The sequence below is a fragment of the Sphingobacterium sp. MYb382 genome (assembly GCF_037572665.1).
Classification (GTDB): Bacteria; Bacteroidota; Bacteroidia; order Sphingobacteriales; family Sphingobacteriaceae; genus Sphingobacterium.
The window spans coordinates 159,770-181,217 of record NZ_JBBGZT010000012.1; the positions used below are offsets into that span (position 1 = coordinate 159,770).

At 41.6% G+C, this 21,448-nt stretch carries 24 protein-coding genes; 12 read left to right on the plus strand and 12 right to left on the minus strand.

From position 1 onward, the window contains the following. The first annotated feature begins 90 nt into the window (after window positions 1-90). Genes WH223_RS05835 through WH223_RS05845 form a run of 3 tightly spaced genes read left to right on the plus strand, consistent with a single transcriptional unit; the run spans window position 91 to window position 2,130 of the window. On the plus strand, window positions 91-699 hold the full coding sequence (locus tag WH223_RS05835; protein ID WP_340046597.1) for a peroxiredoxin family protein: 609 nt from the start codon (window positions 91-93) through the stop codon (window positions 697-699). Further along, window positions 699-1,703 carry a type I glyceraldehyde-3-phosphate dehydrogenase gene (gene gap, locus WH223_RS05840; RefSeq protein WP_340046598.1) on the plus strand — a complete coding sequence of 335 codons (1,005 nt, stop codon included), beginning with the start codon at window positions 699-701 and terminating at the stop codon, window positions 1,701-1,703. The genes WH223_RS05835 and gap overlap by 1 nt, the downstream gene beginning before the upstream one ends. Beyond that, a complete protein-coding gene (locus WH223_RS05845; protein WP_340046599.1) occupies window positions 1,696-2,130 on the plus strand; it encodes a GNAT family N-acetyltransferase in 435 nt (144 codons plus the stop codon). Before gap ends, WH223_RS05845 begins: the two co-directional genes overlap by 8 nt. 23 nt (window positions 2,131-2,153) lie before the next feature. Here WH223_RS05845 and WH223_RS05850 read toward each other — a convergent pair whose 3' ends face one another. Further along, window positions 2,154-2,978, minus strand: a complete 825-nt coding sequence (locus tag WH223_RS05850) for a TIGR02757 family protein (RefSeq protein WP_340046600.1) — start codon at window positions 2,976-2,978, stop codon at window positions 2,154-2,156. Between the two features lie 74 nt (window positions 2,979-3,052). Here WH223_RS05850 and rlmF point away from each other — a divergent pair, with 74 nt between their 5' ends. Further along, the gene (rlmF, locus tag WH223_RS05855) at window positions 3,053-3,958 is read left to right on the plus strand and encodes a 23S rRNA (adenine(1618)-N(6))-methyltransferase RlmF (protein ID WP_340046601.1); all 906 of its coding nucleotides are present in this window, start codon (window positions 3,053-3,055) and stop codon (window positions 3,956-3,958) included. 81 nt (window positions 3,959-4,039) lie between these two features. Here the strand turns inward: rlmF and glmM are convergent, their stop codons facing one another. Further along, on the minus strand, window positions 4,040-5,422 hold the full coding sequence (gene glmM / locus WH223_RS05860) for a phosphoglucosamine mutase (protein ID WP_340046602.1): 1,383 nt from the start codon (window positions 5,420-5,422) through the stop codon (window positions 4,040-4,042). A 172-nt stretch (window positions 5,423-5,594) separates the two neighbouring features. On the opposite strand from glmM, the gene WH223_RS05865 reads away from it, so the two are divergent. Together WH223_RS05865 and WH223_RS05870 are read left to right on the plus strand one after the other, a co-directional pair. Further along, window positions 5,595-6,188, plus strand: coding sequence for a phosphatase PAP2 family protein (locus WH223_RS05865; RefSeq protein WP_340046603.1), 594 nt, complete (start codon window positions 5,595-5,597; stop codon window positions 6,186-6,188). Window positions 6,189-6,191: 3 nt separating this feature from the next. Then, entirely contained in the window at window positions 6,192-7,001 is an 810-nt protein-coding gene (locus WH223_RS05870) for a ZIP family metal transporter (protein ID WP_340046604.1), read from the plus strand. Between the two features lie 19 nt (window positions 7,002-7,020). Here the strand turns inward: WH223_RS05870 and WH223_RS05875 are convergent, their stop codons facing one another. After that, window positions 7,021-7,488 (minus strand): MarR family winged helix-turn-helix transcriptional regulator, encoded by a 468-nt coding sequence (locus WH223_RS05875; RefSeq protein WP_340046605.1) that lies wholly within the window; start codon window positions 7,486-7,488, stop codon window positions 7,021-7,023. A gap of 129 nt (window positions 7,489-7,617) precedes the next feature. Between WH223_RS05875 and WH223_RS05880 the strand changes: the two genes are divergently transcribed. The 3 genes from WH223_RS05880 to WH223_RS05890 are packed head-to-tail and all read left to right on the plus strand — an operon-like array spanning window position 7,618 to window position 10,129. Next, window positions 7,618-7,854: a FeoA family protein gene (locus WH223_RS05880; protein WP_340046606.1), complete on the plus strand. Its 237-nt coding sequence runs from the start codon at window positions 7,618-7,620 to the stop codon at window positions 7,852-7,854. A gap of 6 nt (window positions 7,855-7,860) precedes the next feature. After that, entirely contained in the window at window positions 7,861-9,963 is a 2,103-nt protein-coding gene (feoB, locus tag WH223_RS05885) for a ferrous iron transport protein B (RefSeq protein ID WP_340046607.1), read from the plus strand. 7 nt (window positions 9,964-9,970) lie between these two features. Continuing rightward, complete coding sequence (locus WH223_RS05890; RefSeq protein WP_340046608.1) at window positions 9,971-10,129, plus strand: hypothetical protein; 159 nt, start codon at window positions 9,971-9,973, stop codon at window positions 10,127-10,129. A gap of 45 nt (window positions 10,130-10,174) precedes the next feature. On the opposite strand, the gene WH223_RS05895 is transcribed toward WH223_RS05890, so the two are convergent. After that, window positions 10,175-11,158: a tetratricopeptide repeat protein gene (locus WH223_RS05895; protein ID WP_340046609.1), complete on the minus strand. Its 984-nt coding sequence runs from the start codon at window positions 11,156-11,158 to the stop codon at window positions 10,175-10,177. Between the two features lie 26 nt (window positions 11,159-11,184). Next, window positions 11,185-11,958 (minus strand): C40 family peptidase, encoded by a 774-nt coding sequence (locus tag WH223_RS05900; RefSeq protein ID WP_340046610.1) that lies wholly within the window; start codon window positions 11,956-11,958, stop codon window positions 11,185-11,187. 78 nt (window positions 11,959-12,036) lie between these two features. Between WH223_RS05900 and WH223_RS05905 the strand changes: the two genes are divergently transcribed. Next, a complete protein-coding gene (locus WH223_RS05905; protein WP_340046611.1) occupies window positions 12,037-12,501 on the plus strand; it encodes a universal stress protein in 465 nt (154 codons plus the stop codon). On the opposite strand, the gene WH223_RS05910 is transcribed toward WH223_RS05905, so the two are convergent. From WH223_RS05910 to guaA, 3 genes are read right to left on the minus strand one after another with little or no spacing between them, the layout of a single operon-like run. After that, the gene (locus WH223_RS05910; protein WP_340046612.1) at window positions 12,498-13,691 is read right to left on the minus strand and encodes an RsmB/NOP family class I SAM-dependent RNA methyltransferase; all 1,194 of its coding nucleotides are present in this window, start codon (window positions 13,689-13,691) and stop codon (window positions 12,498-12,500) included. The genes WH223_RS05905 and WH223_RS05910 overlap by 4 nt on opposite strands. Then, window positions 13,691-14,986 (minus strand): ABC transporter substrate-binding protein, encoded by a 1,296-nt coding sequence (locus tag WH223_RS05915; RefSeq protein WP_340046613.1) that lies wholly within the window; start codon window positions 14,984-14,986, stop codon window positions 13,691-13,693. Before WH223_RS05915 ends, WH223_RS05910 begins: the two co-directional genes overlap by 1 nt. Further along, a complete protein-coding gene (guaA, locus tag WH223_RS05920; RefSeq protein ID WP_340046614.1) occupies window positions 14,943-16,493 on the minus strand; it encodes a glutamine-hydrolyzing GMP synthase in 1,551 nt (516 codons plus the stop codon). The genes WH223_RS05915 and guaA overlap by 44 nt, the downstream gene beginning before the upstream one ends. Window positions 16,494-16,764: 271 nt before the next feature. Between guaA and WH223_RS05925 the strand changes: the two genes are divergently transcribed. Beyond that, window positions 16,765-17,661 carry a 3-hydroxyacyl-CoA dehydrogenase gene (locus tag WH223_RS05925; protein ID WP_340046615.1) on the plus strand — a complete coding sequence of 299 codons (897 nt, stop codon included), beginning with the start codon at window positions 16,765-16,767 and terminating at the stop codon, window positions 17,659-17,661. Between the two features lie 72 nt (window positions 17,662-17,733). On the opposite strand, the gene WH223_RS05930 is transcribed toward WH223_RS05925, so the two are convergent. From WH223_RS05930 to WH223_RS05945, 4 genes are all read right to left on the minus strand, one after another. Continuing rightward, window positions 17,734-18,717 carry a lipoate--protein ligase gene (locus WH223_RS05930; protein WP_340046616.1) on the minus strand — a complete coding sequence of 328 codons (984 nt, stop codon included), beginning with the start codon at window positions 18,715-18,717 and terminating at the stop codon, window positions 17,734-17,736. Between the two features lie 148 nt (window positions 18,718-18,865). Next, window positions 18,866-19,414: an NADPH-dependent FMN reductase gene (locus tag WH223_RS05935; RefSeq protein WP_340046617.1), complete on the minus strand. Its 549-nt coding sequence runs from the start codon at window positions 19,412-19,414 to the stop codon at window positions 18,866-18,868. Between the two features lie 43 nt (window positions 19,415-19,457). Then, entirely contained in the window at window positions 19,458-19,961 is a 504-nt protein-coding gene (locus WH223_RS05940) for a DUF2480 family protein (protein WP_340046618.1), read from the minus strand. Between the two features lie 17 nt (window positions 19,962-19,978). After that, window positions 19,979-20,602 (minus strand): superoxide dismutase, encoded by a 624-nt coding sequence (locus WH223_RS05945; protein ID WP_340046619.1) that lies wholly within the window; start codon window positions 20,600-20,602, stop codon window positions 19,979-19,981. 199 nt (window positions 20,603-20,801) lie between these two features. Between WH223_RS05945 and WH223_RS05950 the strand changes: the two genes are divergently transcribed. Beyond that, window positions 20,802-21,434: a helix-turn-helix transcriptional regulator gene (locus tag WH223_RS05950; RefSeq protein WP_340046620.1), complete on the plus strand. Its 633-nt coding sequence runs from the start codon at window positions 20,802-20,804 to the stop codon at window positions 21,432-21,434. Window positions 21,435-21,448: the final 14 nt, after the last annotated feature.

Here is a 21,448-nt window from a genome sequence, read left to right on the forward strand (position 1 = left end):
CAATTAATCTCATATTAGCATCATTAAATCATTTCCCCTCCTCCATTCATCTTATTTTGACTAATTTTGCTTAGATAAAAATAGATGGAAATGAAATACATATTTAGTGCTCTTGCTTTATGTGGCTTGGTAAACTTGACCGGCTGTCAATCAAACAATCAAGAAAAAACTGCTCAACAGGAAACTACACAAGAAGCATCGAATGGTGCTCATGCGCAAACTCCAGAACATGCGGAAGGTGCTGCATCACAACAAATGCCTCCTTTAGCAAAAGAAGCGGCAGCAAGTATTCCTGACTTTAAATTTTTCAAAGTTAAATCTGGTATTGGCTTTACCAAAGAGGATATCAAAGCAGGTAGAAATACCGTATTTGTTCTTTTTGACCCTAACTGTGGCCATTGCCAACAAGAAGCTGGAATCTTAGCGAAGAACTATGACAAGCTAAAAAATGTAAACATTTACTTCGTGTCTATGAATGACCCAGCCTTGATGTCTTCATTCTTAGAAACTTTCGGTAAAGAGCTTGTTGACAAACCTAACGTTGAAGTTCTGTACGATCGTAACCAAGACTTTATTCAAAAAATACACGTCCCTAATCAATTTCCTGCAAACTACGTTTACGGTGCTGATGGACAGCTAAAAAGTAATTGGGAGGGTGACAAAACAGTAGATTTTATCCTTTCTAACTACACAAAATAATGAAAATTGCGATCAACGGTTTTGGGCGTATTGGTAGAAATACGTTGCGAAATCTGTACCGCCGTCATGCTGAAGGCAGCATTGACATTATCGCCATAAATGATCTAGCGGACACAAAGACGCTAGCTCATTTACTGAAGTATGATTCGGTACATGGTCCTTTTGATCAACACGTTAATCATGATGATCAACATATCTACATCAACGGTAAAGCTATTCGCATCCTGAGTGAATCGAATCCGGCCAACCTACCATGGGCAGCCATGGATATCGATGTTGTCGTTGAGTCTACCGGTTTTTTCACAAGCAAAGAGAAGGCTTCTTTACACCTGCAAGCAGGCGCTAAGCAGACCATTATCTCTGCACCATCGCCCGATAAGGAGGTACCTACGGTAGTTCTGGGGATTAACGATGCTGATTTTGACTGGCGTACACCACTTTTCTCTAATGCTTCATGCACCACGAATAATGTGGCTCCACTGGTTAAGATTCTCGATGAAAACTGGGGCATCAAAGATGGCTATATCACTACGGTACACTCCATGACGGGCGATCAAAACTTGCACGATGCTCCACACCGCGATTTGCGCCGCGCAAGAGCTGCCTCTTCGTCTATTATACCGACAAGCACTGGAGCAGCGAAAGCCATCACCAATGTTTTTCCTCATCTAGCTGGAAACTTAGGTGGTGCAGGTATCCGTGTTCCCGTTCTAAACGGTTCCCTGACAGATTTCACCTGTACGCTAAAAGCTGAAACAACGGTTGAGGAAATCAATCTGAAATTTAAAGAAGCCGCAGCGGGAGACTTAAAGAACGTACTGTTCTATACGGAAGACCCGATTGTATCAGTGGATATTATCAACAACCCCTACTCCTGCGTGTTTGATGCAGAGCTAACGTCTATTGTAGGCGGATTGGTAAAAGTTGTTGGTTGGTATGATAATGAATATGGCTACTCCAACAGAATGGTAGACTTATTACAAAAAATTCAAGCGCATGGTTAGGTTTATTCATCCTAACCAAACGCTTCCCTTGCGGAGCTTAGTCTTGCGCAATGGCATGGCTGAATCGTCCTGTATCAATGCGGAAGATAGTGAGCCTAGCACCTTCCACCTGGGCTACTTCACCGAGGAGCAGGAGCTCGTTTGCGTACTGAGCTGCCAGTTGGATAAGCATGGAAAGCTGAATGGTACAACCTACCGTCTTCGCGGTATGGCTACACATCCCGACCATATCCGTAAAGGCTATGCTAAGGCTTTGGTAGAGGCGGCAGAGATCCATTTAAGTACGCAACTTGATGCGCGCTATTTATGGTTCAATGCACGCGAGATAGCCTTTCCTTTCTATGAGGCGTTGGGCTATGAATTTATGTCGGATAGTTTTGATATCCCCGGTATTGGCCCACATAAAGAAATGTTTAAATTACTCTAATCGAAGCCTAGGCTTCGATTTTTTTATATCTCCCCTTCAACACCTAATCCAAAAAGGGCGAAATCATATTTAACAGGATCCGAGGGGTCAAAAGCTTTTAAATTATCCGTCAGCTCGACGGCTGTCTTCCAGTTCAGTTTGTCGGCTGTCAGCAGCCCGAAACGACGTGCCACACGCTCTACATGCACATCACATGGGCAGATTAAATCGGCTGGCTGAATGCGCTTCCAAATTCCAAAGTCTACTCCTTGCTGATCCTGACGCACCATCCAGCGTAAATACATGTTCAGCCGCTTGCAGCTTGATTTCTGACGTGGCGCACTGACATGCTTTCGTGTACGAATTGGATAGTCGGGCAGGCTGAAGAAATAATCTTTAAAATGATTTAAGGCGCTCTCCATCGTAAACGGCTGTCCCTCTTCTGTTCCTAACAAAAAAGCATCCTCTAAGCTGTCAAAATGGGTATAGTGAAAACGTAGAAAAGCCACAAAATAGAGCAAATCGACCTCATTAAAGGTGCGGTGTTTGAAGCCTAACAGTTGCTTTAGGTCCTCATCGGCATGGCCAACAATAAATTCATGAGGAGAGCCGTTAAACCGTTCAATCAGCTCCTTACATTTATTGATAATGGTTTTACGCTGCCCCCAAGCCAGTATAGAAGCAAAGAAACCCATGATTTCAATATCCTGCTTCTTCGTGAAAAGATGCGGAATAACGATGGGGTCATTGGGTATAAAATCAGGTTGATTAAATTGTAGAACCTTCTTATCGAGAAACTCTTGTATATTAAAATCTGCCACAGTGCTATATTTCCAACAAACATAAGTAAAAAAATAGTTTTCGTACATTTCGCGAAAGGCACGAAAACCAAATTAGGAATCAGGGATAATTATGGTAACTTTGCAAAAATATTCTTTAACACATGGACATAACGCAATACGATAAACATTTACACCCTAGAAATCTGCATAATAAAGGCTACGATTTTCAAAAACTTCAACGCGTTCATGCCCCGCTAAAAGAGTACATCATTGAAGCACAGCACGGTAACGCATCTATCGACTTTGCAAATCCGGATGCTATCGTTGAATTGAATAAAGCATTACTTAAGCAATACTATCAGATTGACCAATGGTCTATCCCTAAAAATAGCCTTTGCCCACCAATACCTGGTCGTGCAGACTATATCCATTACTTGGCCGACCTTATCAATGAAAATAAAGAAGAGAAACACCCTACAGGTGCAGATATCCGCATCCTTGATATCGGTACTGGTGCTTCATGTATATACCCAATCTTAGGCCAGCGCATCAACCAATGGAGCTTTGTAGCGACAGATATTGATGAATCAGCAGTACAGGCGGCGCAGACGAATGTAAAGTCAAACGGTGGACTTAAAAAACAAATTGAGGTTCGTATTCAGCGTGATCGTACGCATATTTTTCAAGATATCATTTCTAAAACCGACCGTTTTGATGCTGTTATGTGTAACCCACCGTTCTACAAATCGCGTGAGGAAAACTGGCAAAAGACGACAAAGAAGTTTAACAACCTGAACAAAAAAACGGATAAGCTTCCTGTTCAAAATTTTGGTGGACACCCGAATGAGTTATGGTGTGAAGGTGGAGAGCGCCAATTTGTGCGCACCATGATTTACGAAAGTATGCCATTCAAAGATCGTTTAGGATGGATCACGACTTTAATCTCTGATAAAGAAAACTTAAAACCACTTATCGCCGTATTGGAATACAATAAAGCGAGCAAAGTGGAGGTTATCACGATGCGTCAAGGCCATAAAGTGGTGCGTATCCTTGCTTGGAAATGGTAAGTAGTATAACCGAATAGATAATAAACAGAAAGGCCTGATCGATGATCAGGCCTTTTCTATATACGTTATACACGCGGTGGATTAACCAACAATCGCTTGTATTTCTTGCATAATTTTTTGTGCAATAGCATCTGCTGCCTCTTGCGTTGGACCTTCCGAATAAATACGGATGATAGGCTCTGTATTTGATTTACGTAAGTGCACCCACTCGTTTTCAAAATCGATTTTTAAACCATCGATATTAGTGAAGGTTTCATGCTTATATTTTTCTTCCATCTGAACCAATAGCGCATCGATGTCTAAACCTGGCGTCAGCGTAATTTTATTTTTTGACATGTAGTACTGTGGTAAGCTAGCACGGTAAGCTGAAACTTTCACGTTTAACTTCGCTAAATGCGTTAAGAATAATGCAACACCAACAAGTGCGTCACGTCCGTAATGCGAGTCTGGATAAATAATACCTCCGTTACCCTCACCACCAATCACTGCTTCTACCTCTTTCATTTTCGTCACGACATTGACCTCTCCTACTGCTGCTGCAGAATAGGTGCCGCCATGTGCTTGCGTCACATCACGTAAAGCACGTGTAGACGATAAGTTAGAAACCGTATTTCCTGGGGTATGTTGCAAGATATAATCGGCTACAGCGACTAATGTATACTCCTCACCAAAAAGCTCGCCATCTTCCATCATGAAGACCAAACGGTCAACATCAGGATCTACAGCGATACCTAAATCAGCTTTATTAGCGGTAACGGCTTCGGAAAGATCCGTTAAATGCTCTTTTAAAGGCTCAGGGTTGTGTGGAAACTGCCCATTGGGCTCACAGTGTATCTTATAGATGGTCTCTACACCTAGCGCTTCTAATAGCGCAGGAATAAAGGTTCCTCCGGTACTGTTCACCGCGTCTACCGCAATCTTGAAGCCTGCATTTTTAATGGCTGCTACATCGACTAAAGGTAACGCTAAAACAGCGTCGATATGTTTTTGTTGGTAGCTATCATCTATTTTTACCGTGCCTAATTGTTCCACTTCGGCAAAGTCAAAGTCTAGACTTTCGCCCAAAGACAAGACCGCTTGTCCTTCGGCGTCATTAATAAATTCACCTTTAGCATTCAACAGCTTCAAGGCGTTCCATTGTGCTGGGTTGTGCGAAGCCGTCAAGATAATACCTCCCGCCGCCTGCTCAGCAGGTACAGCAAGTTCCACCGTTGGCGTCGTGGATAGGCCTAAATCTATAACGTTAGCTCCAATACTTTGCAGCGTTCCAACTACCAAATTACTCACCATCTCACCAGATAAACGTGCATCACGGCCTACTACTATCGTTTTACTGTTTGATTTCTCTAACAATATTTTGCCAAAAGCAGCAGTGAACTTTACAATATCAATAGGAGTCAAACCTTCACTAGCTCGTCCTCCAATCGTACCACGAATACCTGAAATCGATTTTATTAATGTCATATTGGATTAATTTATGTGTAAAAATAGCTTTATATCCTAAATTATCATATAAATCTTTTCAAATTACAAAGGAAATACTATCTTTGTTGCAACTTAGTTTCATTTAGTTAAATACTAAGGATGTTTAGTTTTATTCATTATTTTTGAAAATTACAAACATCTGCAAAAATCTATGCTGAATCAATTAATTCATTTTGACCAAGAGGTTTTTTTAGCCATTAATCAAGGATTGAGTAATCCTTTTTTTGATTGGCTATTGCCTATTCTTCGAAATCCATATACGTGGGCGCCTTTATATCTATTTCTCATTATCTTCTTTATTAAGCATTATGGGAAAATGGGGATTATCATCGTTGCGTTTACATTAGCGAATTTCGGTATTTCTGATGCTGTTTCTTCGCACTTAATTAAAAAGAATGTCAACCGTGTTCGTCCGTGTAATGACCTTGTTTTTAAGGAAAATGTAAACATCCGCGTACGCTGTGGTTCGGGCATGAGCTTTACCTCTTCCCACGCCACCAACCATTTCGCTATGGCTTTCTTTTGGATTGCTCTTTTCCGTCGTAAATGGAAACATACCCTTTGGTTAAGTATCACATGGGCTTCCTTGATTAGCATTTCGCAAATCTATGTAGGCGTCCATTATCCTGCTGATGTGCTCTGTGGCGCATTGCTCGGCATATTGATTGGAACAGGCGTAGGCTATTTATTTAAGCGCGTTTTCCCGAGCTTTATGGCTACCGAAGAAAATCTCACAACAACATAATATATGAGTTCATTTTTAATCGTATCGATTCTTTTCCTTTCGGCCTTTATCAGTGGTCTAGCGGTTTTCTTTGTAAAAAGAACAAACGCCAGCCTGTTGAAGCTTATTTTATCTTTTAGTGGAGCCTATCTATTCAGTATTACCGTGCTGCATTTGATTCCCCACGTGTATATAAGCAATACCACCAGTCCGGAAGTAATAGGTCTATATATCTTGGGCGGTTTCTTGTTTCAGCTGTTTTTAGAGCAGTTTTCGCAAGGCATCGAGCATGGTCATATTCATCACCACGATTACAATATTTTCCCCTTAGGCATTATGATTAGTCTGTGTCTGCATGCTTTCTTAGAGGGTATGCCGTTAGCTGCAGGCTTGCGCTCCGAATTGGTATTCGGCATCGCTATTCATCATATACCGGCGGCTTTTGCTTTGGGTAGTTTGTTAATTAACACACGCCTTAGCAAGACAAAAATCGGTTTTTTCCTCTTACTGTTCGCTGCTATGACGCCATTAGGTTTCTTGACGAGCAAAGGCATTAGCGACGGTGAGATTGGTAATATCTCGCAGTACTTTGATAAGATCATGGCCATTGTTATCGGTATCTTCTTACACATCTCGACGACAATCTTATTTGAATCGGGATCTGCAGATCACCATCATTTTAACAAAAAGAAAATGCTAGCCGTCTTACTTGGCGTATTGGTATCCCTAGCGAACTTCTTCTTCGATGGCCACAGCCATGATCATGGAGATGGCTCGCATGGACATTCACACGAGCATCACGACCATGACCATAGTCATGATCATAATCACTAAAATTTAGGCTAGCCTCGGGCTAGCCTTTTTCGTTATAATTACCTCTGAATTTATCTAGCAATTCGCTAAGCGCAAAAGCCTCTTCCTCGGATATATGGTTTGGCAACACATCCGTCATCATCATTTCGGTTTCAATTTCTTCCAGTAGTTCCATCCCTTTAGGAGTGATGTATAAATCTACGGCGCGCTTATCTTCTCTATTTTTCTCGCGCGATACCAGTCCTTTTGTAACAATACGATCCACTAGGCGTGATATATCGGGCATACTCGTAATCATACGTGATTTGATGAGGCTATTCGTCGATGGATTGGGGAATTGGCCTCTAAGAATCCGTAATACATTAAATTGCTGTAAGGTTATTTGCTTTTTTGCGGCTCTTTTCTCGAGGATTAGATTCAACCAATTTGCCGTAAAGGCAATATTAATTGAGGCGCGCTGCCAATCACTGGAGAATTTTCTCACTTTTATTTCTTCATCTATTTTCATGCTATTTTCCTAATTAAAACAAAAGTGTGACACCTTTAAACCGTAGAATCAATCTAAATTAACTATATTTGGAACAAACGTGTTTAAATACATCCCGAATATAAAGTATATAATTTTTTAAACGAAAAAATGCAGAAAAGTTTCAGTTTAGCTATACTGGCAATAGGAGAAAAAGCAGTGATAAGTGCTGCTAGTTCGAATGAAATTCCGTCGAAATTTCTAGAAATGGGTTTATTGCCAGGCAGCCTGGTAGAAATAAAACATAAAGCCCCTTTCAATGGTCCAATTGGTATTCATATTCACAGCTCGAATACCTTAATCGCTATCCGTACTTCTGAAGCCTGTCAAATTTTCGTTGAAAAATAAAAAAATATGAGTAATCCGATTATAGCCCTACTGGGGAATCCTAACGTAGGAAAAACATCTGTATTCAACCGTATCACTAAATCGCACCAACAGGTAGGTAACTACCCTGGAATTACAGTCGAAAAAAGAGAAGGAACGGTTAAAGCAAATGGTAAAACCTACACTTTAATTGACTTACCGGGTACCTACACCCTTTTTCCAACTTCTCTGGATGAAGAAATTGTGTACCGTGTATTGGGCGATAAAGAGAATAAATCGCACCCTGACTTAGTGGTAGTCATTAGTGAACCGAACAATATTAAACGTTCTATCGTTCTCTATCAACAAGCGCGTGAGCTTGGCGTACCGGCTCTATTTGTCATCAATATGATTGATGAGGCGAAAGATAAAGGTATGGAGATTGATTACCAACTCCTTGAAAAATACTTAAACACGAAGGTTTACACCACTGACGCACGTAATAAGCATGGTATACAAGAGCTTATCCAAGCTTTTGATGAACGTCCATCCTACTACGTTAGTTCTTTCGGGATTGACCCTAAATATAATGATGCGCTGGAGGAGGCTAAAAAATTATTCCCCCTACAGACAGAATATCAAACGTGGCAATACCTAGCGCAAGAATATGTAGCTTTCTTAAAAGAAGATCAGCAAACAGCGCTTGCCGCCATACGCACAAAATATAACGTTACAACGGCTGAATTACAAAAGTCGGAATCAATCTTACGTAACAACAAGATTGATAAAGACCTTGAAGATATCGTTTTCCGTAAGGAGAACTTACACCTCAGCAAAACAAACAAAATAGATAAAGTTTTATTGCACCCGGTTTGGGGATATGCGATTTTCTTTGCTGTTTTATTTTTCATCTTTCAGATGGTATTCATCTTGGCTACGCCAATTATGGATTTCATCGATGAATCTTTCTCGGACTTCATCAGCTATGCATCAACGGTACTGCCTGAAGGACCAATATCAGATTTGCTTACGCAAGGGGTATTAACTGGTATTGCGGGTATCGTAATCTTCGTTCCACAAATTGCGATCCTCTTCTTGTTGGTTTCCATCATGGAGGAAACGGGCTATATGAGCCGTGTGGTCTTTTTAATGGACCGTTGGCTACGTCCGTATGGATTGAATGGTAAATCTGTTATCCCATTGATGTCGGGTGTTGGCTGTGCTATTCCAGCGATTATGTCTGCCCGTAATATTGAGAACACTAAAGAGCGCTTAATAACCATGTTGGTTACACCGTTCATGACCTGTTCGGCACGTTTACCAATCTACATTGTATTGATTGGTCTAGTTATTCCTGACGAAACATTTTTGGGATTTGGTCTTCAAGGTCTAGTCTTAAACTTACTATATATCTTGGGTGTTGTAGCGGCTTTATTGTCGGCATGGATATTAAACAAGATTATCAAAAACAAACATAAGTCGTTCTTAATTTTCGAATTGCCGTCCTATAAGACGCCCGATTGGATGAACGTAGCGACAAATGTATGGGATAAAACCTCCAGCTTCTTGTTTGGTGCCGGTAAGATTATCCTTTCGATGGCCATCGTACTTTGGGTATTAGGAAGCTTCGGGCCTAACGATAAGTTTGAAAATGCGGAGCAATATGTATTGAGAGATCAGCCTAACCTTCCGGAAGAAGACTTAAGCCAAGAAGTGGCGGCCTACAAATTGGAGCATTCTTTCTTAGGCTATATTGGCATGGGTATTGAGCCTATTGTTAAACCACTGGGCTACGACTGGAAAATGGGTATCGGCTTGGTATCTTCCTTTGCTGCACGTGAGGTATTCGTTTCGACAATGGCTACTGTGTACAGCTTAGGTGACGATGTAGATGTGGAAGATGAAGAGCAGCAGGCTACGATTCTTGCAAAAATGAAAACTGAAATTAATAGAAATACCGGCTTGCCGGCTTATAACTTAGCATCAGGTATATCATTACTTTTATTCTACGCCTTTGCGATGCAATGTATGAGTACGATTGCTACGGTAAAACGCGAAACAGGCTCTTGGAAGTGGACGCTACTTCAAACGGGAATGATGACCGGCTTGGCTTATGTAGTTGCTTTTATCGCCTATCAATTACTAAAATAAAACGCTTATGGACGCTATCAGCATTCAATACGGAATAATCGGCCTTATCTTTATAATAGCCGTTATCTACTTGGTTAAACGTTTTCTACCTAGCAAAGGTGGGAAATCTGGAGGCTGTGGAAAAGGATGTTCTTGTGCTGTAGAAGAGACCGTGATAAAAAAATAGAATAAACAATAAGGGACGATGTAAAAAATCGTCCCTTATTTGTTATTAATCTTCGTCAGCTTCAATTTCCTCATATTTGAGGCGATCGGCTATAGCGCCTTCAACATCGCCTAGCTTCTCCTTTATCTCTGCCCTATAGGCATATAAATCAGAATAATAAGGGTTAAATTCTATAGCCTTATCATAGTCTGCTAAGGCATACTGCCAGTTTTCCATTTTCTCAAATAAATCAGCACGCAGCGCGAAAACATAAAAATCTTCCGGCAAAAGGGTAACTAGGCTATTAAAATCTAGAATCGCCTTTTCGTACACTCCTTTTTCCATCAGGAAGTTGCCGCGCTCCTCATACCCGAGGCTATTCTCAGGCTCCTGTGCTATGGCTGCTGCGAAGTCTACTAGCGCGAGCTCCTGCTCGCGAATAGCTAAGTAGAGCTTAGCACGAGAAATTAACGCATGGAAATGTGTCTCCTGTAGTGCTAGTGCTTCCTGAAAATCGGCTAGCGCCAAATCATACTGCACCAAACGCATATACAAGCGTCCACGATAAACGAGGACGTCAGCATCGGCACCAAAGCGCGTCAAAGCCTCCGTGTAGCAAGCCAAGGCATAGCTATAATCAAACTCTTGCACCGCCCGAAGGGCATGGTCTAGAAGCTCCTTTTGGGAGTTGACTCCAGGAATAGACTCTTGTTCAAAAGGACGGTTCTCTAGCCATTCTAAAAAAGTATAGTAGTTGAAGTCTAGCCCTTTTGCGGCTTGATAATCATAAAAAGCCCCCTCTTCATCGTCTAGTTTCTCATTTATAATCGAGCGACAAGCATAGAAGAAAGCGTGGTCTGGAAACTGCTCGATAGCCTTGCTATAAACGGTCAATGCATATTCAGGTGTTTCCTTAAGGTAAGCATCAAGTGCTTCGGCAGCGACTTTCAAAACAGGGATATCCGTTTGCAAAGAAGATACATCGGCTGCTAACGAAGGAAAAAATTGTGAACTGGCTACTGCCAAATAAGCGTTGTTCGATTCAATCATATCAAAATTAAGGCTTTATTACCTTCTTAAAAATAACGTTTTACAATGCGCAATTTATGCGTATAGCGATTTAATTCTTTATTAAAGATTCCTTCAGAATCCATCTTATCAATGCGTACACGTGCCGAAGCGTGCAAAATCGTCTCCGCATCAATCATAATACCTACATGGGTAATTTTGCCATCCTCATTATCAAAGAAGGCTAAATCGCCGGCTTTTATTTCCGTCAAAAAGTCAACCACTTCTCCATATTCAGCCTGCTGGTAGGCATCACGTGGTAAGTCTACACCAAAGTGGCGATATATCGCTAAGCTTAATCCAGAGCAATCTATTCCATATTGCGAACGCCCGCCCCATAGGTAAGGTACGTTTTTATAATGTGCGATTAACTTTGGAAACTCGGTTTCAAAATCACGCAACGTAGGCATGCGAAGTTTACCATCAAGCTCAAACCAATCGATAACACTGCTACTATAATCGTTGATAACAATCGTTGTACCAGGCACCAAAGTAACGTGTAAATCTTTACTTTGCCCTACAGCACCAGAAAGATCAACCACAAACACACGGCGTCCCTCTTTGCTTCCTCCTTCTACGGGGTCCAATAAGCTGTACTGCCCATTTTGAATCCATCCTTCATAGCCAGGGCTAAACAAACGAATACGTGTCCAATCTTGTGTTTCTTCTAAAATCTCAAACTCTTCACCAAAAAGAACTTGACTTACCATCTCACTACGGTGTGCTGCTTCGGCCCTTAGGGGCACAATAGAAAGGTTACATCGTCCAGATACCATTTTCATATACATTTGATAAAACAAACCACAATCATTTGTTGTTTTTCTAATACGAAGATATGTTTTTCTATAAATCAAACGATCATGAAACAAAGATTTAATCGAATTTTAGTAGCTGTTGATGATAGTCCTTGCACAGAAAAAGCTATCGAATATGCAAAAGATATCGCACAAGAGTTTAACTCTGTTGTAGCCTTGATAACGGTAGTACCCCCAAATACGGTAAGCAATATCGGCGCCGACCCTATTATGGGGCAGCAACCCATCATTATTCCGGAGGCCCTAGAGATTCAAATGGAATCTGCTTCCGATGAACTCCGTAAATTGGCTGCTGAATTTACGGGAGCACAAGAAGTTTTTGTCTTTAATAAGGTGGGTGGTATTCGCGACGAGATTATCGATACTGCCGCCAGCTGGTCGGCAGATTTAATCATCATGGGCTCTAACGGGCGTACCGGCTTTGAGCACCTTATTTCGGGCAGCGTATCGGAGTCTGTCATCCGTAAAGCGAGCTGCCCGGTTTTGGTGATTCCGAACAAGTGCGATTAAGCGTTCGGAATTGATTTTCTTAAACGAGCAATAAACATGCTGTCCGCCTTTTGGGTATAGCCTTGGAGAACTTGTACTTCTTCCACGACAAGACCGAACTGCGCTGTTAGGTAAGCGAGTACGCCTTCATTTTCCTGTTCATAAACTGAGCAGGTGATATAAATAAGTGATGCCCCTGGCTTTAAGAAGGTGACCACATTGGCTGCTATTTCCTTTTGCAAAGCAACGAAGCTTTCTATTTTAGCTGTAGAGAACTGCTGAATCATCTCCGGAGTACGTCCCCAGGTGCCTGAGCCCGAACATGGAACATCCAACAGAATACCATCAAACTTTACGGAGCCTAGCTTTTCGGACAAATCGGACGTCAAGTCGAGCACCTTCTTACGGTAGGAAAATGTCGGAATTCCGGCTTGGTCAAATCGCTCATCTAGGTTGCGTAGAATACTTAAACGTATATCAGAAACCAATAGGTTAAGCTTAGGATAGCGGTCTAATAACATCAGTGCTTTTCCTCCCGAGGCTGCACAGGCATCCCACCAGCTCGCTGTTTCTTCTGTTTGCACAAATTCTGCCGTTCTTTGCGACGAAAAATCTTGTACTTCGTACTTCCCTGCTATTCCTTTAACATCATTCAAGCGACTTCCATTGGCTAAGCGAAAACAAGTGTTTGTTTCTTGCACAAAGGAAATATCATGCTTGTCTAATAGTTTCTTTACCGCATCGACTTCTTTGGCCTTTACGCGGATAAACAAATCGGGCTGCTGCAGCTGGCTCAACGCAAACTCACGCTGGTCGATTGCCGGAGATAGTCCTTCTGTAAACGGAAAAATAGCCACCAGCGCATCGATGCCTAAGCTGGCCAAAAAGGCAACTTTAGCTTCCGTATCCTGCTGAATATGGTTATTCCACTCGGGTTGATGGATAGCTACTAAATCGCTTTTTTCTTCACATAGAAATTCAGCTACGCAGAGACGTTTCAAGGTCTCCATGTCTTTTAGCGCATGCCCCAAGCGGAACCAATTATAGCACAAACGGGAGGTCATCCGTCTATCGGATGACCCCATTTGTTTATTTTCTTTGAAAAATCGTGTTAGATATCGTGCGAAAGGTTCTTGCTCATTATACTCGGCAAGTGCACGCTCAAAACCGCGCAGATGTTGCCCTACGCGATGTGGATTTATTTCTGGCATTAATTTAATTGAAAAGAAGTGCCTTTATACTCTTTGAAAGACACCGCGTTGTTAATATAGCCGGCGTTATTATTTTTCTCAAACTGGTAGGAGCTAAATAAACCATCAAAGGTTTCTTTGCTCAGATGCTTCGCATATTCAGGACCGTATTTATTCAATAAAGAACCGAAGTAGCGCGCTACATCATATCCTTTATACGAATGGTCTGATGGATTCACCCCATAAGCAGTATAATAGCTGTCCTTGAAGTTCTTCACCGCTACTGTCCACGATTTGATGTGGTTCTCCGAAGAGATAGTCGGTCTAAAGTGTTCAAAGTTTTCATAGGCGCTAAAATCGATTTTATCCCATAGTGGGTGTCCAAAGATTTTAAAGCTGTAGAATCCTTCTTTTTCCTTTTTATCAAGATTATTCAAGAAGTTGCGTAGCTCATTCTTATCCGTTGTGCCAATAGCGATAAGGTTGTTACCTACATTTGATAAGGCATCGTTAAGCTGCGTTACATTATTTACAGACTGCAACTTTGCGCTAGGATTCGTTTTACGAACTTCCGCAGCAAAGCCTGCTAGAAATTGCTTTCCATCTGCATCCGTTGTGTTATAGATAAAAATAATATCGCCTGATTTATAATCACGAGCCATTTTTTGCGCTACCGCACGGGTATGTATACTCAACGATGGTGTCAATGTCACCAAGTTTGGAATATTGTAGTCCGTTGGGTTTGATGCTGCCAATGGGTTCACCTGTAAAACAGCTTTATCATTTAAGTTAGCACCAAAAGCGCGTATCTCTTTCGGATAAACAGGACCTACAACTAGGGAAGCATTCACCACATCGGCCGACTTCGCAATAATACCATTGTAGTTTTCATCATCGCGCGAGTCGATAACGTCCAACACAAAAGACTTGCTACGTTTAGCTACCTCATCGAGACCCAACTGGAAACCTTGATAGAAATCCAATGCCAGCGAAGAGCGGGTAACATCATTCTTAGAAAGGTTATTGGGGTCGAGTTTATCCAACTGAAAAGGCAACACTAAAGCGATACCATTGTGGTTACGGCGCTTTTCAAGCATAGCTTCCGCCTCTTTACGCTCTTTCTCTGCTGCTACCTCTGTAGACGATAATACTTTGTTATCGTCTTGTGTTTGGCCAGTTTGGCCTCCCACATGACCTGGAGCCCTTAGGACTCCGGTAGTTTTGGGCGAGCATGCTCCCATTGCGAGGAGCATGCTTAAAGCCACTAATAATTTATTCCCACTCAATCGTTGCTGGTGGTTTTGAACTGATATCATAGACAACTCTGTTGATTCCTTTAACATGATTGATGATTTCATTAGAAATTTTAGCTAATAAATCATACGGTAAGTGTATCCAATCTGCTGTCATGCCGTCTAATGAACCTACAGCACGTAAAGCAACTACATGCTCGTACGTACGCTCATCGCCCATAACACCTACAGATTGAACGGGTAAAAAGATGGTACCTGCCTGCCATACTTTTTCATACCATCCGCTTTCTTTAAGATTGCGCATGTATATGTCATCAGCTTCCTGCAAAATGCGTACCTTTTCTTCTGTAATGTCTCCTAAAATACGAATTCCTAAACCTGGACCTGGGAAAGGATGTCTTCCTAGGATGTTTGGGTCGATTTCTAAGGTCTTACCAACACGGCGTACTTCGTCTTTAAACAATGTTTTTAAAGGCTCTACAACTTTAAGTTTCATAAAGTCAGGAAGACCGCCTACGTTGTGGTGTGATTTGATGGTTGCTGAAGGACCTTTAACAGATACCGACTCGATAATATCTGGGTAAATAGTACCCTGACCTAACCATTTCACCTCTACACCTTCCGGTAATTCTGCTTGAACGGCTTTCGCTGCTTCATCGAATACATCGATAAAAGCACCACCTATAATTTTACGTTTTTGCTCAGGCTCTGAGAAACCAGCTAATTTACCATAGAAAAGTTCTTTAGCGTTTATTCCTCTGATATTTAAGCCCATATTTTTGTACGAGTCTAATACTTGCTCATACTCATTTTTGCGTAACAAACCGTGGTCTACAAACACACAGTGTAAGTTTTTGCCAATAGCATGGTGTAATAATACCGCCGCTACTGTAGAGTCAACACCGCCCGAAAGTGCCATGATTACATGGTCGTTGCCTACTTGTTCTTTCAATTCAGCAATCGTCGTTTCTACGAAAGCATCTGAAGTCCAATCTTGTGCACAACCACAGATATCTACCACGAAGTTCTTAATCAACACTTGTCCATCAGTACTGTGTGTCACCTCTGGGTGAAACTGAATACCGAAAGTCGTTGTTCCTGGAATGTGGTATGCTGCTACGCGTACTTTATCAGTACTTGCGATAATGTTGAAATTGCTAGGCACTTCTTTGATGGTATCACCATGCGACATCCATACTTGTGATTGTACAGGAACTCCTTTTAACAAGATGTTTTCTGCATCAACAAATTGAAGGTTAGCACGACCGTATTCTCTAATCTCTGAAGGTAAAACCTCGCCACCTGATTGCTGTGCGATGTATTGAGCTCCATAACATACCCCTAACAATGGAAAACGCGCCTGAATAGATTGGAAGTCAATCTGTGGCGCATCCTCTTGTCTTACCGAATATGGACTCCCCGAAAGGATAACCCCTTTAACGCTGTCATCAAAGGTAGGTAGGTTGTTGAATGGATGAATTTCACAATAAACATTAAGCTCACGAACGCGACGCGCGATTAACTGCGTGTACTGCGAACCAAAATCAAGGATGATAATTTTTTCAGACATGCCGCAAAGTTACGTATTCGTTATGTAATTTATGAGAGGAAGGCGCTAAAACTTTCTATTTTATAGCTAGAATTAAACTGTTTTTTATAATTGACCAACAAAATGCGTATAAAATTGTAATAAAGGTACAAATGTGACTTTGGTCATGAACCAAAACCCTTGAAGAATGTACATTTACAAATGAGCGATTAAGCGTACATAAGATGTTCTTTAAGGTTTAAACAAAGAATATTTAAGCAAAAACTCAAACGTTAATTTAATAGAGTATATCATGGAAATAAAAAATGTTACCGTTGCGGGCAGCGGTGTTTTAGGTTACCAAATAGCCTTCCAAACAGCCTTTCATGGCTTTCAAGTGACTGTTTACGATATTAATGATGAAGTCCTATCGAAAGCCAAGGAAAAATTCGACATTTTGAGCGACAGCTACAAGCAGGACCTTAAAGCGACGAAGGAACAATTGGATGCTACATTCAAACGTTTAAGCTATTCTTCAGATTTAGGAAAGGCTGTTCAGGATGCCGACTTAATCATTGAGGCTGTCCCTGAAAACCCAGCGATAAAAATTGACTTCTACCACAAACTAGCGGCTGTTGCTCCGGCGAAGACGCTCTTTGCAACGAATAGCTCTACGCTTCTTCCTAGCCAATTTGCGCATGAAACAGGTAGACCAGAAAAATTCCTAGCGCTCCATTTTGCTAATGAAATTTGGAAACACAATACGGCAGAAATCATGGGCCATCCCAACACGGATAAAAAAGTGTTCGACACAATTGTAGCCTTTGCTAAAGCTATCGGTATGATTGCCCTTCCTTTAAGTAAGGAACAACCGGGTTATATTGTAAACTCCTTATTGGTGCCATTATTGGATGCGGCGACCAACCTATGGATTAATGATGTAGCCGACCCGATTACGATTGATAAAACATGGATGGCGGCAACGGGTGCTCCTACAGGCCCTTTCGGCATCTTAGATGTTGTGGGGATCACAACGGCTTATAATATTAATAAAATGGCGGCTGATGCTACAGGCGACCCTTTGAAAGTGAAAACGGTAGAATACTTGAAAAAGAATTTCATCGATAAGAACAAACTTGGTGTCGCTACGGGTGAAGGTTTCTACACCTACCCGAATCCGGCCTACAAAGACCCTGATTTTCTATCTTAATTAAAAAAGGGTTTTAGCTGTTCAACAGCTAAAACCCTTTTTCCTTTACTAAACTACGGTTTAGTTTACCTATTAACTAAAAAGCGCTACAATCTCCTCGGCCGTCACTTTCCCGAAGTACCCTTGTATATCAATACTCTCTAGCAAGGTCGTTAGGGCTGCACGTTCGTGTTTCACCCCTACCAATAGACTTTCCAATTCTTCAATTGGCTTTGCGGCGAAGAAATCGCCGAATATTTTAGCCTGCTTGATATAACCTTTATCGACATCTAAATGGACCTCTATAAATCCGGCTGGCACTTTTGCGGCTTTCTTAAAGTTGTAGTTGGGCGAAAAACCAAAGTTCCAATCCCAAGTATTATATTTTTCTGTCGCTAGACGTTGGATAGCGTCTATATCTTCTGGAGTCAACTGATAGAGCTCTGCGCCAGGATTTGCCTTCACAATTTCGGCAATTAACCATTCTTTCAGCGTTTCAGTATCGGTACCTACAGCCAGGTAGTCTATCAAATTGGTAACCCGTGAGCGATTCGATTTTACGGCTTTATCGATAAACTTCAGCGGATTTACTTTAAGCGCATCGGCAAGTACTTCCATCTGAGAGTTTAGTAGAATAGTTCCGTGCTGAATCATCTTACCGTTTTTCGCAAATTTAGCATTGCCACTGAACTTCTTACCGTCGAGTAGCAAATCATTGCGCCCTTCCAGCTTGGCTGGCACCCCTAGCCCATTGAGCAGGCTTAGCACAGGTGCTGTGAAAGTAGAAAAGTCTAAGAAATCATTCCCTTCAAAAAGGGTATGAAAAGAAAAATTTAGATTACCTAAATCGTGGTAAACGGTACCGCCTCCCGACATACGTCGCACCACCTTAATTCCTTTTTCATCGACATAGTCTAGATTAATCTCGGCTAGTGTATTTTGAAATTTACCTACAATAATAGAGGGCGCATTTACATAGAGTAAAAACAAATCCGCTGTAGGATATTTATATAAAAGATACTCTTCGGAAGCTATATTAAAATAAGCATCATGTGATGGTGAATCAATAATAATCATGGGCTAACGTATTTATACAAACATAACATTTTTAGCAGTCCTATGAAACATGCCTTTATCTGCTATCACAAAAGGTCCTGCAACGAAACAAGCCGATTATTTCTGTAATCGGCTTGTTTGGGTATATATTCTTACTCGCTTGTCCATGCTATTTAAACGCGGGCAATCCTTTTGTCAACAGCTGCAGAAACAAATCAAAACGTTGGTCATACTTCAGGTCTACTTCATCGTTTTCATCAAACAAGTCTTTTCGCTGAATGGGCACATGCAAAGGTAGCGTCCATGCGCGTAACGCTTTGGCTACAGCCTCCATCCCATTGATACCTTGCATGGCTTGCACGCCATCGGCCCAGCAAACTAAGCCGACAATTTTGCCGGTAAGATAAGCTTGTGGCAACCGCGCGCTACACTCCATCCAATCGAGGCAATTTTTCATCACGCCGGTCATGCTACCATGATAGAGTGGCGATAGCCAAATATGAACATCAGCATCACGAAATACGATATTCATGCGTTCGACCGCATTAGGCACTTTATTTAGGCTCATGTCAAACAGCGGAATTCCAGAATCGACTACCCTAAAGGTATCTACTGTTATGCCTAACTTTTCTAATTTAGCCTGCAAATAACGGGTTAAACGTTCGGAGGTTGCATTTTCTCTTCTATCCAGCGCACCATTAAAGATTAAAGCTTTCATATTTTTGTCTCTCGTTTATAAGCTTTTTAAATTTACAATTTAACTACACATTTTTAGCAATAACCTTCGGCATGCCTGCTTCTCCGTACATTAAGGTGGACACCACAGGAAGCAAACGTAACGTCGCTTGCATGTATAGAGCTGGGGCAACATCAGGACGTGCACGCACAACTACTTTTTCACCCTGGTATTTTGCAAGGTCGGCCTCACGCAGGTTTTGCTGCCAACGTTTATTATCGAGCTCTTCGACGGTACAATAATCGACAATGGTGTCTAAGCCAGCCAACTTTTGAGCAAGCATCATGTAAACCCAGGTAGGAATAATGGTATCCTCCGTACAGACTATAGCTACAGCCTTACCTCGCAAATGCTCCCAACCATAGGCAGACAAGGCGGCCTTAAATTCTTTTTCTTTTACAATCAATCCGAGGTAGAGAAAATCCTTAATATCGACCAAAGCTGCGGCCTCTTGTGGTTTAAAGTCATAGAGGTCAAACGTTATAATTCCGGTAGCTTCAACTTTATTGATAAATAGTGGCTCTTCCATATCATCTGCTTTTAACATTAACCTAAACGCTGTATGCTAGTTCTGTAAAGGTCTTCTACAACCGACCAATCCAATACAGACCAAAAGGCATCGATAAAATCGGCTCTTTTATTCTGATACTTAAGGTAGTAAGCATGTTCCCACACATCGATTCCTAAAATCGGGTAACCCTGATTGGTAAGATTAGTATCCATCAAGGGGTTATCTTGATTAGCGGTGCTTGAAACAGCTAATGTACCATTATGCTTCACAAACAACCATACCCAGCCGGAACCGAACTGTGCTAATCCTGTTTTCTTAATCTCTGCTTTCAGCAAGTCTAGGCTCCCGAACACCTCCTTAATCTTTTCAGCAAGTTCGCCTGTAGGCACCAATTTCGGAGCGGGAGCTATTATTTTCCAGAAAAGGCTATGGTTATAATGCCCGCCAGCGTTATTACGTATGGCTGGACTAAATTGACTAACCTTGCGCAAGGTGGTCTCTAAATCAAAACCTTCTGCGGCGGTACCAACGATAGCTTTATTTAAATTATCGATATAAGCTTGATGATGACGCTGGTGGTGAACCATCATGGTTACGGCATCAAAATGAGGTTCTAATGCATTATAATCGTATGATAAGCTTGGCAATATGTAAGTCATAGTGTATATATATTAAGGTGTTCACAAATTTCATGGTTCAAAGGTAGAAAAGGTTTTTAATAAAACAAGTAATTACTTGTTTTATTAAAAACGATAAACCAATATTTTACTACACACCGCTATTTAGAGCGCTATACAGGCTCAAAATAAATCTAAAAAAGAATTGTACCTTTGTATAAAACAAGTATACTATTGCGTAATGAGTAAAAAAGACAACATCAATGAACTGTTAATTACTATCAAAATGAAAGCGGAGTCTAGCCTAGCTAGCTTAGCGGCATCGCTAGGAATTAGCAAAGAAGGTGTTCGTCAGCATCTCGCAAAGCTTACGGACGAGGGATTGGTGGAGGTTTGGCATCAAGCGGAAGGTGTAGGACGACCAACGGCTTACTACCGGTTGACGGCTCAGGGACAAGCACGCTTCCCGGATAGTCATGCGCAAATTACGGTTGACATCCTACAATCGGTAAAAAATTTACTGGGTGATAATGCATTAGACTTGCTCATTGCTGACCGGGAGAAACAAACCTATGCGCGTTACGCTTCGGCAACACGGGGACAAGAAAATATAGCCGATAAATTGCAGACCTTAACGGAGCTACGCACGCAAGAAGGCTATATGGCCACATGGCACCAGGAGGATGACTATTTTTTCTTCACCGAAAACCATTGCCCTATTTGTGCGGCAGCCACGGAGTGTCAAGGCTTCTGTCGGGCGGAATTAAAGAATTTCCAAGAGCTATTTGGTCAAGCTTATGCGGTGGAGCGCACCCAACATATCATCAGTGATGGGCAACGCTGCGTATATCGTATCACACCTAAAATAGCGTAAGCACTAATTGCCAA